Here is a 13,238-nt window from a genome sequence, read left to right as displayed (position 1 = left end):
TCCGAATCGGCACCGGGCCGAAAGTCAGCCAGCCCCCTGGCGGCACAGGGTTTAGGCCGATGCGGAGGGCTTGTCGAGGCTGGAAAGCCGGCTATCCCGCCCGATCTGTGCCGGTTTTCGCCAGAACGAAGGCCGGATAGAGGCCGGCGAGGATGATCAGCAGCGCGGCCAGCGCACCGTCCTCGAAGACGCCGCGCGAGGCATGGCCGTAGACGACGGTCGCCAGCGTGTCGATGTTGAGGGGGCGCAGCAGCAGCGTCGCCGGCAGCTCCTTGAGGCAGTCGACGAAGACGAGAAGCGCGGCGGCAGCGATCGCCGGGCGCGCCAACGGCCAGTGAATCCGCCGCTGCAGCTCAGGTCCGGCGGCGCCCAGCGCACGGGCTGCGTCGTCGATCCGCGGCGAGACGCGCGCCAGCCCGCTCTCGACGCCGGAGACGCCGATGGCGAGGAAGCGCACGGTATAGGCGATCACCAGGGCCGCGCCGGAACCGATCAGGATCAAGCCCGGCTTGAGGCCGAACAGGGCGGATGCGGCATCGGCCAGCAGATTGTCGAAGGCGGCGAGCGGGATCAGCAGGCCGAGCGCCAGCACGGTGCCGGGCACGGCGTAGCCGAGGCTGGCGATGCGGGCGAGGGGCTTCAGCCAGGTCTCGCGGCCGCTGCGGCCCGCGGTCGCGATCCCGAGCCCGAGCGCCACGACCAGCATCGCGGCGAGGCCGGAGAGCAGGAGCGCGTTGCCGAGGAGACGGAGCAGCGCCATGTCGAACTGCTGGAGCAGGCCGCGCTGCAGGATCTCGACGACGAGATAGCCGACCGGCAGGACGGCGCCGAACAGCACGGGCAGGACGCAGGCGAGGGCGGCCAGCATCGCCCTACGCCCATGGAGTGGCCGGCGCGTCACCGGCCGGGGCTGGCGTACCGGCAACGCGAAGCGCCTCTGCCCGCGCAGCTTCCTCTCGGCGAGGATCAGGGCGAAGACCATCAGCAGCATGACGCAGGCGATCTGGGCGGCGCCGGGCAGCGAACCGCGATTGACCCAGGTCGTGTAGATCGAGAGCGTCAGCGAGCGGACGCCGAGATATTCGGTGGCGCCGATATCGTTCAGCGTCTCAAGCAGGACGAGGGTGAGGCCCGCGGCGAGTGCCGGGCGCGCGAGCGGCAGGCCGATGCGCCAGAACAGGCGGCCGGGTGCGGCTCCGAGATTGCGGGCGGCCTCGACGATGCTGGCGCCCTGCACGCTGAACAGCGCGCGCGTGCTGAGATAGACATAAGGGTAGAGGACGATTGCCATGATCGCGATCGCGCCCGGCAGGTTGCGCGGATCGGGAAACCAGTAGTCGCGCAGCGAGCGCCAGCCGGTCGCGGCGCGCAGAGCGCTCTGGAGCGGCCCCTGGAAACCGAGGAATTCGACGTAGATATAGGCCGTCAGATAGGTCGGCAGCGCCAGCGGCAGCACCAGCAGCCATTCGAGCGAACGCCGTCCCGGAAAATCGTACTGCGTCACCAGCCAGGCGGTGCCGACGCCGATGACGGCGCAGGCCGTTCCGACGCCGGCCAGCAGCAGGCTCGTCTGGACGAGGGCGGTGGGCAGGACGTTGGCGGCGAGGTGAGGCCAGATCTCGGCAGCCTGCCGGGAGGAGAAGGCCGTCGCGACGAGCGCGAGCAGCGGCAGCAGCACGAGCGCCGCGCCGGCCATGGAGGCATAGGCGAAACGGGTCGACGGCCGCCATCGGAATGGCGGCCGTCGCATAGCGCTGAGTGGTTGACTCAGGCTCAATTGTCGAAGCCGACCTTGTCGACCAGAGTGGCCGCGGCCTTGCGCTGCTTGGCGACCTCGGAGAGCGGCAGCTTGTCCGGCGTCACAGCGCCGAGCAGCTTGACGGCAGAGGAGTCGGCGACGGCAGCATTGACCGGGAACTCGAAATTGCCGTTCGCATAGAGCGCTTGCGCCTTGTCGCCGAGCATGTACTCGACCAGCTTGACGGCGTTCTCCTTGTTCGGGGCGTTCTTGGCGAGCGCGGCGGCCGAGACGTTCACATGGGTGCCACCATTGGCGAAGGTGGTCTTGAGCGGCTTGATCGCGTCGAACCAGCCCTTCTGCTCGTTCTTCGCCTCGCTCATCAGGCCGATATAGTAGGTGTTGATGATGGCGATGTCGCAGAGGCCGGACTGAATGTCGCGAGCCACGTCGCGGTCGCCGCCGCCGGGCTTGCGGGCAGCGTTGGCGCGCACGGCCTTCAGGTAAGTCTCGGTCTTCTCGGCGCCGTGATGGGCGAGATAGGCAGCGAAGAGCGCGTTGTTATAGGGGTGCTGGCCGGCGCGGATGCAGAACTTGCCCTTCCACTTGGGATCGGCGAGGTCCTCATAGGTGATCGCGTCCTGCTTGACGCGCTCCTTCGAGACGACGACGACGCGGGCGCGCTTGGTCAGCGTGACCCAGTTGTTGTCCGGGCGAAGCTGGGCCGGGACGGTCTTGTCGACGAGGTCGGACTTGATCGGCTGGGTGATGCCGGCATCGACCGAGGCGTTGATCTCGCCGACATCGACCATCAGCATGACGTCGGCCGGGCTGTTGGCGCCCTCGGCGCGGATGCGCTCCTGCAGGCCGTCCTTCAGGAAGACCGCGTTGACCTTGATGCCGGTGTCCTTGGTGAAGGCTTCCAGCACGGGGTTGAGCAGGGCAGGCTCACGGGTCGTGTACAGGTTCACGCCCTGCGCGAAGGCCGGGGCAGCGAGCAGGCAGGAGGACAGCGCCAGGGCGTGGAGATAGGTCTTTGCGATCATTCTTCTGCTCCGTCGGTGGGCGCGGTCAGCGCGATGGGCGAGCGATAGAACGCCGCCTGCGGAGCGTCAATGAAGTATTCCTTTGATATCAATGCCTTATAGGAATTCTAGTCTGTTTCCTATTTTGATGAATTCTAATAAGTGGGGCACTGCCTTGGAAAGACGAGGGGATTTCGGACGTGCCCCGGTCGCGGGTCTTTCGGGTGGGACGACCTGTCGCAGCGGAAGCCGGCGATCTCTTGTCGAACGTGGACGGAGTACCGGTTCCCAGGATGTGCCAGCCGTTGTCATTCCGGGGTGCTCCGCAGGAGCGAACCCGGAACCCACGACCGGATGGAGCATTCTATGCCAGGATCTGCAGGTCTCACCCGGTCGTGGCTTCCGGGTTCTTCGCTGCGCGAAGCCCCGGAATGACAAGGGGCGTTGACAGTCTGGAAGGCCTAGCGCGACGGCAGCGAGAGCGGAATCAGGCGGACCGGCTCGCGCGTCGTCGGAGCAACCGTGCCGCGCAGGACCGCGTCGCTGATGACGGTATCGTCCTGCAACTGCGCCTCGCGGACCCGCATCTGGCGCCGGACGCTGCGAGCCTGCGCTTCCATCCGGGAAATGCCGACCTGCTCGTCGATTTGCCGGCGCTGGGTCTTGCTGAGCTCCGAGGCCGTCCGGAAATCGCGGAAGTCGCGCCGGCTATAGGGCCAGCTCGAACTGCCGGCGAAGGTCGAGACCTTGCCGTCGAGCACGACGCTGTCGCCCGGCCGCAAGGTGATGTCGCGCAGCAGCGAAATCCGCCGCTCGCCGGCCTGGACGATGGCCGGGCGGCAGGCCGGATCGGCCACCTTCTCGTGGCTGAAAGCCATGGGCAGGGCGCTATAACGCTTGCCGTCGGCGGCGACTGCGTCGGCGATGCTGGTCCCGCCGGCAGCCATCCTGAAGACCTTTACCGGAACGCCCGGGTTCATCGCCGTGCAGAGCGTTTCATGCGCCTTCATGTCGCCGGCCGAGCGGAGATAGCCGATGGGGGCGTGGAAGCCGTCGCAGAGGCGCACGCAGAAGGTCTGGGCGCGGTCCGCCGCGCCTGAGACCGCGTCGAGCGAAGCGCTGGTCGTGCCGGCTGGCCTGCGCTGACGGTCGGCGGTCTTCTGCGCCGATTTCCGGAAGGGGTTGAGCTCGATCGGTGGATGCGCGAGGCGACCGTCCGGCTGGACCTGCATCAGCGGCAGGCGCCAGCCATTGCCGGCGGGAGCATAGGCATTGGCCTGCGGGACATAGCGGGTCGAGCTGTAGGTCGCGTTCTGCACGCGCCCCTGTTCCCGGCGGGCCGCTTCCTGGAGGAGGAATTCGCGCGCGCTGCCCTCGCTCTCGGCCTGGACCATCGAAGCCGTCAGCACCATGCCGCCGGAGCCGAGCGCGATCCCGAGCGCGGCAAGCGCCAGCAGGCGCGCGGAGGGGCTGCGGCCTGCGAGTTTCACTTTGCCGGAAGTGGCAGCCAGAACCTCACCGTCGCGGGCGAAAACCCGCGCCGGGACTTCACGGACACGCAACATCGCGTCACTCCAAACTACGCTTGTCCACCATCCGCCGCCATTCGGGGTGTAGTTTACTTTTCGTTAAGCCTCAACGCTTCCGGGCGCGTGCTCTCCGGAAACGGACGGGATGCTTAACGGGAGCGAGGAGCGTGGTTCCCGCTCAGAGCACGGAGATCAAGACGCCGAGCCACATGAAGAACAGCGCGATGACGCCGATGCCGTAGACGGCGCCGCGCAGCGGCAGCCTGTTGGAGCCGATATGGATGAAGGTGTGGACGACCCGGGTGGCGACAAAGAGCCAGGCGAGAAGCGCCATGGCGTAGCCGGTGGCACCCGTCTCCATCGCGACCATCACGAGCGCGAAGAAGACCACCGGCGTTTCGAACTGATTGGTGAAGTTCGCCGCGGCGAGCCGCGCCGGCAGAGGATAGCGCTCGGTCGAAACCGACACGTCGTCAGGCCGGACGGCGCCGCTGGTGAAGGCGGTCTTGCGGCGCAAAGCCAGGATGACGCCAACGACGAAGATCCAGAAGATCATCGCCAGCGTCGGGTAGATCAGCTTGAGAGTCATGGTTACGCGTCGCCTTGTGTCGCACCGGCCCGGATGAGCCGGGCCAGTGCTGCACGAAGTTCCAGCCGACTCAAGAGCGGGTCGGGTAGTTCGGGCTCTCGCGCACGATGGTCACGTCGTGGACATGGCTCTCGCGCAGGCCGGCGCTGGTGATGCGGATGAAGCGGGCCTTGTTCTGGTAGTCGGCGAGGTCCTTGCCGCCGACATAGCCCATGGCGGCGCGCAGGCCGCCGGCGAGCTGGTGCAGCACGTTCGAGACCGGGCCCTTGTAGGCGACCTGGCCCTCGATGCCCTCCGGTACGAGCTTCAGCGAATCCTTGATATCCTGCTGGAAGTAGCGATCGGCCGAGCCGCGCGCCATCGCGCCGACCGAGCCCATGCCGCGATAGGCCTTGTAGGAGCGGCCCTGGTACAGGAAGGTCTCGCCGGGGGTTTCGTCGGTGCCGGCCAGCAGCGAGCCGACCATGGCGCAGGAGGCGCCGGCGGCCAGCGCTTTGGCGAGGTCGCCGGAATACTTGATGCCGCCATCGGCGATGACCGGGACGCCGGCCTTCGCGCCGGCCGAGGCCGCATCCATGATCGCGGTGAGCTGCGGCACGCCGACGCCCGCGACGATGCGGGTCGTGCAGATCGAGCCCGGGCCGATGCCGACCTTGATGGCGTCGGCGCCGGCATCGATCAGGGCCTGGGCGCCACCGGCGGTGGCGATGTTGCCGGCGATGACCTGGACCGAGTTCGAGAGCTTCTTCACCCGGCTGACCGCTTCCAGCACCTTGGCCGAATGGCCATGGGCGGTGTCGACGACGATGAGGTCGACGCCGGCATCGATCAGCATCTCCGAGCGCTCGAAGCCCTGGTCGCCGGTCGTGGTCGCCGCAGCGGCGAGGAGGCGGCCATGCGTATCCTTGGCGGCGTTCGGATGGGCGACCTGCTTCTCCATGTCCTTCACGGTGATCAGGCCGATGCAGCGATAGTGATCGTCGACGACGAGCAGCTTCTCGATGCGGAACTGATGGAGCAGGCGGCGCGCCTCCTCGGGGTTGACGCCCTCGCGGACCGTGATCAGGCGCTCCTTGGTCATCAGCTCGGAGACCGGCTGGGCCGGGTTCTGAGCGAAGCGCACGTCGCGGTTGGTCAGGATGCCGACGAGCTTGCCCTTATGGCCCTGCGGCCCACGCTCGACGACCGGGATGCCGGAGATGCCGTTGTTCTTCATCAGCGCCAGCGCGTCGGCCAGCGTCTCGTCGGGGTGGATGGTGATCGGGTTGGCGATCATCCCCGATTCGAACTTCTTGACGAGGCGGACCTGTGCGGCCTGCTGATCGGCGTCGAGATTGCGGTGAATGACGCCCAGCCCTCCGGCCTGCGCCATGGCGATCGCCATCCGGGCTTCGGTGACCGTATCCATCGCCGAGGCGATGATCGGGAGGTTCAGCGAGATCGTCTTGGTAAGCCTGGTGCGGATATCGACATCCGCCGGCATGACCTCGGACGGGCCCGGCTCGAGCAGCACGTCGTCGAAGGTGAAGCCGTCGCGGATCAGGCCGTCGAGGGAAAGCGTCATCGTCAACTCCGAGACCGGGCGGGGCCGGCTTTTCGAGGGGGGCAGGGCGACAGGCCCGGTGCCGAGTTGACGAGGCCCGTTAGCATGGCCGCGGCTGGGCCGCTAGTGCTCGGTGAGGGATTCTTTTGCAGTGCGGAAACGGCGCTGGCGCATGGCGGCGCCGTTTCCGTTGCGTCGTCGACGTCAGTGGGTACGGCCAGCGGCGGCGGGCACCTCCGGCGCGAAGCCGAAGCAGCCGATCCGGGCAATGCTCTGGTCGCCCGCATCGGCCATACGCTGGCAGGTCTGCAGACGCAGGCACATGTCATAACGCAGGCCTTCGCCGCCACTGCCTGGCATCGCCTTGAACTGGCAGCCGGCCTGCCAGCCGGCCTGCCAGCTGGTCATGTCGGCCGCCTTTGCGGCGGGGGCCCAGCTCAGGCTCGTTGCGAGGGCGAGGGTGAAGCCGAGTGCGGTCAGGCCGGGCGACAGGCAGCGAGCGGCGGCGAAAACAGATGAAATATCGATCATGGCGCTTCTCCGGAGAATGAACGCGCGCGCCCCCCCGCGACGGCCCGGCGCGACCGGGCTCCAGAGAAATGGGGGCGCCGCAGCGCCCGAAGGAGAGCGGCCAGCGCATGGCGGCATTGTGCTTGCCGCCGAGGCATAATCCAGGCGCATGGCGGAAACGCGCAGGCAGCGGGCAAATCCAGCGGCAAGCCGCGATTTCGCTCTCGTCACTCCCTACACATCGCATTAATAGCCGAGCTTATGATTTCAAGTGCGCCTAATTCGACGGGCGCGGAAGGTCCGAAGCCCTAAGGTCCGAAGTCTCAAGGTCTACAGACTTGCAGCGCTCAAAACTCCTGCCCCTGATCGTCTCCTGCGCGCTGTTCATGGAGAACACCGACTCGACGGTGATCGCGACCTCGCTGCCGGTGATCGCGCAATCACTGGGCGAGGACCCGATCGCGCTGAAGCTTGCGCTGACCTCCTATCTCGTCAGCCTCGCCGTCTTCATCCCGATCTCCGGCTGGATGGCGGATCGCTTCGGCGCCCGCACGATCTTCCGCTCGGCGCTCTGCGTCTTCATGCTGGGCTCGCTGCTCTGCGCGGTCTCGAACTCGCTCGGCGCTTTCGTCGGCGCGCGTTTCATCCAGGGCATGGGCGGGGCGATGATGGTGCCGGTCGGGCGCCTCGTCATCCTGCGCAGCGTCAGCAAGTCGGAGATCGTCGGCGCGCTCGCCTATCTGACGATTCCGGCATTGGTCGGCCCCGTCGTCGGGCCGCCGCTCGGCGGCTTCATCACCACCTATTTCGACTGGCGCTGGATCTTCCTGATCAACATCCCGATCGGCCTCGTCGGCATCGTGCTGGCGAGCCTGTTCTTCGAGGATATCCGGGAGGAGGATGTTCCGCCCCTCGATATCCGCGGTTTCCTGCTCTCCTCCTGCGGTTTCGCCAGCCTGATGCTCGGGCTCAATACGGGCGGGCGCCATCTGGTGCCAGAGGTCGTATCCTACGCCTGCGTGCTGGGCGGTGCAGCGGCGCTGGCGGCCTACTGGTTCCATGCGCAGCGCGTGCCTTACCCGGTGCTCAACCTGTCGCTGTTCCGGATTCCGACCTTCCGGACCGGCGTGATCGGCGGCTCGGTCTTCCGGACCGGCATCGGCGCGATTCCCTTCCTGCTGCCGTTGATGCTGCAGCTCGGATTCGGACTGGATGCGCTGCAGTCCGGCCTGATCACCTTCGTCTCGGCGGCCGGCGCGCTGATCATGAAGACGCTGGCGAGGACCATCCTGGCCCGTTTCGGCTTCCGGCGGGTCCTGACCGTCAATGCCGTGATCGGTGCAGCCTTCCTCGCGGCGTCCGGGCTGTTCACGCCGACGACGCCGCACGCGATCATCCTCTCCGTGCTGCTGGTCGGCGGCTGCTTCCGCTCGCTGCAATTCACCGGCATCAACGCGCTGAGCTATGCCGACGTCTCCAACCGCGAGATGTCGAGCGCGACCTCGATGTCGAGCGTCGCGCAGCAGCTCTCGCTCAGCATCGGCGTGACGATCGGCGCCTTCGCTCTGGAGACGACCCATTTCCTGCACGGCGGCAAGACGCTCGGGGCGGGGGATTTCTGGCCGGCCTTCCTGATCGTCGGTCTGATCTCGGCCTCGTCGGTGTTCTGGATGATGCAGCTTGCGCCTGATGCCGGCGCCGAGGTTTCTGGCCACGTGCCGGTCAGTGCGCGAAAGGTCACCGCCGAGGCGATTGCGGAGCAGAAGCCGCTCGACTAGCTTGCGGGATTCCCTGACTTGCCGCAGGGTCAGGGCATGCAGGTTGAGCCCGCGCCCTTGGACGAGACGCGCTACACGCTCTGCGTCGGCGACGGCGCGGCCCGGCTCAAGCTCGCCGAAACCGAACTGACGCTCAGCGACGAAGGCATCGCTTACGAGCTCGATGGCCGCTCGGGCTTGCGGCCCTTCGCCAAGCTCACCAGTGTGCGCCTGCAGGCGGTCAATGGCGGCCCGCGATCACCCTGGGAGGCGCTGGCGGAGCTGACATTCTCGGCCGGCCGGCCGCTCTTCGTGCATTCCAGCAGCCCCTGGGGCGTGGACGATCCGCAGCGGGACACCGCCTTCGTCGCCTTCATCGAGGACCTGCATCGCCGCCTCGTTGCCGGCGGGCCGAGCCATGTCGCCTTCCGGCGCGGCATCCCCGAGGGGCGCCACCGTGGTCTGATCGTCGTCGCGCTCATCGCCGCCGTGATCTTCGGCGGCGCCGGGCTGATGGTGCTCTATATCGGCCTGAGCGGCCGGGCCGGCTTCTTAGAGGTGGCGGGACCGCTTTTCGGCCTCGGCGGCTTCGGCTTCTGGATCTGGAACTCGGTCGTCCGGAGCGCTCCGGGGACCTACGATCCGCGCCACCTGCCACGCGATGTCTTTCCGGAGTGAGGGGGGCCTAGAATCCGCAGGCGAGGCATTCGGCGCCATCGGCCGTTCGGTACTCGGCCTTCCAGTAATGCGGGTCGTTCGGAACCGCATGGACGATGCCGGGCGGCGCGGAATAACGCTTCCGGAACGGGCGGGCCAGCTGGACGAAAAGCCGGCAATCAGGCGGCCAATCGCCAACGCTCAGGACGGAATTTCCCCGCGCGAGTTCTGCGTCGAGAATTGCCTGAAGTGCCGGGACCATGCGTGGAACAGGCTGCGCCACGGCCTCTCCGTTGTCGGTCAGGCGTCGCCGCCTTCAGTCCGCTGCTGACGGCGATAGCCGGTCGCGAGGACGTAAAGCTCGGAGGAGTCGGCGCGGCTCGCCGCCGGCTTGACGTTGCGTACCATGGTGAAGTCGCGCTTCAGCGTGGCGAGAAGCTCGGCGCTGTCACCACCCTGGAACAGCTTGGCGAGGAAGAAGCCGCCCGGCGCCAGCACGTCGTGAGCGAATTCGATCGCCGCCTCGGCGAGCGCGATGATCTTGAGGTGGTCGGTTTTCTTGTGACCGGTGGTGTTGGCGGCCATGTCGGACATCACGCCATCGGCGCGGCCGCCGAGGCGCTCGGTCAGCAGGGCAGGCGCTTCATCGGCCATGAAATCGAGCTGGATCAGGTCGACGCCGGGGATCGGATCGACAGCCAGCAGGTCGATGCCGACGATATGGCCCTTGCCTTGCTCCAGTCCGATGCGCTTGGCCGCAATCTGGCACCAGCCGCCCGGCGCGCAGCCGAGATCGACCAGCCGCTGTCCGGGTTTCAGGAACTTGTAGCGGTCGTCCATCTCCTCGAGCTTGAACGCCGCGCGCGAGCGATAGCCCATCTCCCGGGCCCGCTTCACATAGGGGTCGTTGAGCTGGCGCTCGAGCCAGAGCTGCGAGGAATGCTTGAGCTTGCCGGCCTTCTTGACCTTGACGCGCATGTCGCGCGCGCCGGCAGGCTTGCCGCCGGTTTTGCCGCCCGATTTTCCGGTGCTCATTGTATCGAACCTATTTCCGCCGCCACCAGGCGCGGTCCTCATGCATCATGCGCAGCAGGATGCCCTCGCGAAGGCCGCGATCGGCGATACGGACGCGCTCGCTCGGGAACGCGCGGCGGATCGCCTCGAAGATCGCGCAGCCGGCCAGCACCAGATCGGCGCGTTCGCGGCCGATGCAGGCATTCGCCGCCCGGGCGGCATAGTCCATCTCGATCAGGCGGTCGATCACCGTGAGGATATCGCGCTGATGCATCCACAGCCCATCGACCTCGCGCCGGTCATAGCGCGGCAGGTCGAGATGGATGCCGGCGACCGTCGTGACCGTGCCGGAGGTGCCGAGCAGATGGAAGCTGCGGGCGTCCTTGGCTCCGGCGGCCTTCTTCGCGAAGGGCGCGAGCGCCTGCGCGCAATCCTCGACCATCCGCTCGAACAAGTCGCGGCTGACCTCGATGCCGCCATAGCGCTCGGCGACCGTGACGACGCCGATCGGCAGCGAGGCCCATTCGCGGATGCGGGCGGCAGGGTCGCGCGCCTCGCTGCGGCCGCCGAGCCAGACGATCTCGGTCGAGCCGCCGCCGATATCGAAGACGATGACGCTTTCCGCCGCCGGATCGGCCAAGGCGGCGCAGCCGGAGACGGCAAGCGCGGCTTCCGTCCTCTGGTCGATGACCTCCAGCGCGAGTTCCGCCTCCGCCGCGACGCGGCGGATGAAGTCGAGCCCGTTGGTGGCGGCGCGGCAGGCTTCTGTCGTGACGAGGCGGGCGCGGGTGACGCCGCGATTCGCCATCTTGCCGCGGCAGATCTTCAGCGCCTCGACGGCGCGATCCATCGCGGCATCCGCAAGCCGGCTGCTCGCGGCCAGGCCTTCGCCGAGGCGCACGATGCGGGAGAAGGCGTCGACGACGCGAAAGCCGTGCTGCGCCGGCCGGGCGATCAGCAGGCGGCAATTATTGGTGCCGAGATCGAGCGCGGCATAGGTCGCGCCCGGCGGGCGGGAAGCCGCAGGCTGTTCGAAGCTTCTGAACGACGCACCAACCGGGATTGCGCCGTTCCGTTGCGGATCGGCGTCATGTCTCTGTGGCCGCGCCATGGGCGCGACATCCCGTTGTTGCCGGTCCTCGACCGCCACCGATTCAACCTCTCAACCTGTCCGACACCTGGGGCACGGACAGGGGCCGCGACCCGGCGCGGCCCTGCTTCATGATGAGCTAACTACAGGGCAAGCGACATGCCAAGCAGAACCTTGCCCGGCGGGAGACTTGTCGGACATTCGCTTGGGACGCGCTTGCGCGGGGACCGGCTCATCGGCCAGTCTCCGCCGACCAATGAGACGGGCAGGGAACCGACATGGCCGCCAGACATATCCTCGCCATCGATCAGGGCACGACCTCCTCGCGGGCGATCCTGTTCGATGCGTCGCTCGGCGTGGTGGCCAGTGCCCAGCGCGAGTTTCCGCAGCATTTTCCGGCCTCGGGCTGGGTCGAGCATGAGCCCGAGGATATCTGGGACAGCGTGCTCGCGACGGCGCGCGAGGCCATCGCCAAGGGCGGCCTGAGCGCAGCCGACATCGCCGGCATCGGCATCACCAACCAGCGCGAGACGACGCTGATCTGGGATCGCCGGACGGGGCGGGCGATCCACCGCGCCATCGTCTGGCAGGACCGGCGCACGGCAAAGGCCTGTGCGAATCTCGTTGCCGCCGGCCATGAGGAGCTTGTCGCCGAGCGCACCGGCCTGCGCATCGATCCCTATTTCTCCGCGACCAAGATCGCCTGGCTGCTCGACAACGTCCCGGGAGCCCGGCGCCGGGCGGAAGCGGGCGAGCTCGCCTTCGGCACGATCGACTGCTTCCTGCTCTGGCGCCTGACCGGCGGGGCCGTGCATGCGACCGATGCCACCAACGCTGCCCGCACCATGTTGTTCGATATCGGCCGCGGCGTCTGGGATTCGGACCTGCTCGAGCTGTTTGGGATTCCGGTAGCGCTGTTGCCGCAGGTACGCGACTGCTCCGCCCATTTCGGCGATACGGCGCCGGAATTGTTCGGGGCTCCCATCGCGGTGCGCGGCATGGCCGGCGACCAGCAGGCGGCGACGATCGGGCAGGCCTGCTTCTCGCCGGGCATGGTGAAATCGACCTACGGCACCGGCTGCTTCGCGCTGCTGAACACGGGCGACACGCCGGTACGCTCGAAGCACCGCCTGCTCAGCACCGTCGCCTATCAGCTCGGCGGCAAGCGCACCTATGCGCTGGAAGGCTCGATCTTCATCGCAGGCGCGGCGGTGCAATGGCTGCGCGACGGGCTCGGCATCATCGAAAAGGCGAGCGAGACCGGGCCGCTGGCCGAAGCCGCCGATCCCGAACAGCACGTCTATCTGGTGCCGGCATTCGTGGGCTTGGGCGCACCGCATTGGGACGCGCATGCACGCGGCGCCATGTTCGGCCTGACCCGCAACTCCGGCCCGCGCGAATTCGCACAGGCGGCGCTGGAAAGCGTCTGCTACCAGACGCTCGACCTCGTCGAGGCGATGCGGGCCGACTGGCCGGATGCCGGCGCCGGCAAGCAATCCGTGCTGCGGGTCGATGGCGGCATGGTCGCCTCCGACTGGACGATGCAGCGCCTCGCCGACATCCTCGACCTGCCGGTCGACCGGCCGAACGTGCTGGAGACGACGGCGCTCGGCGCCGCCTATCTCGCCGGGCTCGATGCCGGCCTGCTGCCGGAGCCGGGTCGTTTCGCAGACATGTGGCGGCTGGAGCGGCGCTTCTCACCGGCCATGGCCGCCAGCGAACGCAAGCGCAAGGTCACCGGCTGGCGCGACAGCGTGCGGAGGGCGCTGAGCGGGAATTGAGGCAG

At 67.6% G+C, this 13,238-nt stretch carries 11 protein-coding genes; 3 read left to right on the top strand and 8 right to left on the bottom strand.

Annotation, left to right across the window (positions count from 1 at the left end; genetic code table 11):
• Positions 1–91: 91 nt before the first annotated feature.
• The 6 genes from ACODTJ_RS15165 to ACODTJ_RS15140 all read right to left on the bottom strand — a co-directional run bounded on the left by ACODTJ_RS15165 (position 92) and on the right by ACODTJ_RS15140 (position 6,955).
• The gene (locus ACODTJ_RS15165; RefSeq protein ID WP_488849271.1) at positions 92–1,750 is read right to left on the bottom strand and encodes an ABC transporter permease; all 1,659 of its coding nucleotides are present in this window, start codon (positions 1,748–1,750) and stop codon (positions 92–94) included.
• A gap of 23 nt (positions 1,751–1,773) precedes the next feature.
• On the bottom strand, positions 1,774–2,784 hold the full coding sequence (locus ACODTJ_RS15160; RefSeq protein ID WP_488849269.1) for an extracellular solute-binding protein: 1,011 nt from the start codon (positions 2,782–2,784) through the stop codon (positions 1,774–1,776).
• A 440-nt stretch (positions 2,785–3,224) separates the two neighbouring features.
• Positions 3,225–4,328 (bottom strand): DUF2865 domain-containing protein, encoded by a 1,104-nt coding sequence (locus ACODTJ_RS15155; RefSeq protein ID WP_454656809.1) that lies wholly within the window; start codon positions 4,326–4,328, stop codon positions 3,225–3,227.
• A gap of 142 nt (positions 4,329–4,470) precedes the next feature.
• Positions 4,471–4,881 carry an MAPEG family protein gene (locus tag ACODTJ_RS15150; RefSeq protein ID WP_454656810.1) on the bottom strand — a complete coding sequence of 137 codons (411 nt, stop codon included), beginning with the start codon at positions 4,879–4,881 and terminating at the stop codon, positions 4,471–4,473.
• A gap of 70 nt (positions 4,882–4,951) precedes the next feature.
• A complete protein-coding gene (gene guaB / locus ACODTJ_RS15145; protein ID WP_454656811.1) occupies positions 4,952–6,445 on the bottom strand; it encodes an IMP dehydrogenase in 1,494 nt (497 codons plus the stop codon).
• 183 nt (positions 6,446–6,628) lie between these two features.
• Entirely contained in the window at positions 6,629–6,955 is a 327-nt protein-coding gene (locus ACODTJ_RS15140) for a hypothetical protein (RefSeq protein WP_454656812.1), read from the bottom strand.
• A 317-nt stretch (positions 6,956–7,272) separates the two neighbouring features.
• Here ACODTJ_RS15140 and ACODTJ_RS15135 point away from each other — a divergent pair, with 317 nt between their 5' ends.
• Both ACODTJ_RS15135 and ACODTJ_RS15130 read left to right on the top strand, forming a co-directional pair.
• Positions 7,273–8,712, top strand: coding sequence for a DHA2 family efflux MFS transporter permease subunit (locus ACODTJ_RS15135; protein ID WP_454656813.1), 1,440 nt, complete (start codon positions 7,273–7,275; stop codon positions 8,710–8,712).
• A 36-nt stretch (positions 8,713–8,748) separates the two neighbouring features.
• Positions 8,749–9,369 (top strand): hypothetical protein, encoded by a 621-nt coding sequence (locus ACODTJ_RS15130; RefSeq protein ID WP_454656814.1) that lies wholly within the window; start codon positions 8,749–8,751, stop codon positions 9,367–9,369.
• Positions 9,370–9,648: 279 nt separating this feature from the next.
• Here the strand turns inward: ACODTJ_RS15130 and ACODTJ_RS15125 are convergent, their stop codons facing one another.
• Together ACODTJ_RS15125 and ACODTJ_RS15120 are read right to left on the bottom strand one after the other, a co-directional pair.
• Complete coding sequence (locus ACODTJ_RS15125) at positions 9,649–10,383, bottom strand: RlmE family RNA methyltransferase (protein WP_454656815.1); 735 nt, start codon at positions 10,381–10,383, stop codon at positions 9,649–9,651.
• A gap of 10 nt (positions 10,384–10,393) precedes the next feature.
• Positions 10,394–11,473 (bottom strand): Ppx/GppA phosphatase family protein, encoded by a 1,080-nt coding sequence (locus ACODTJ_RS15120; RefSeq protein WP_454656816.1) that lies wholly within the window; start codon positions 11,471–11,473, stop codon positions 10,394–10,396.
• 257 nt (positions 11,474–11,730) lie between these two features.
• On the opposite strand from ACODTJ_RS15120, the gene glpK reads away from it, so the two are divergent.
• Complete coding sequence (gene glpK / locus ACODTJ_RS15115) at positions 11,731–13,233, top strand: glycerol kinase GlpK (RefSeq protein WP_454656817.1); 1,503 nt, start codon at positions 11,731–11,733, stop codon at positions 13,231–13,233.
• Positions 13,234–13,238: the final 5 nt, after the last annotated feature.

Source organism: Allobosea sp. FG18, from assembly GCF_057809495.1.
The sequence above is the reverse complement of the archived record's forward strand: the minus strand, read 5'-3'. Positions and strand labels throughout refer to the sequence as shown.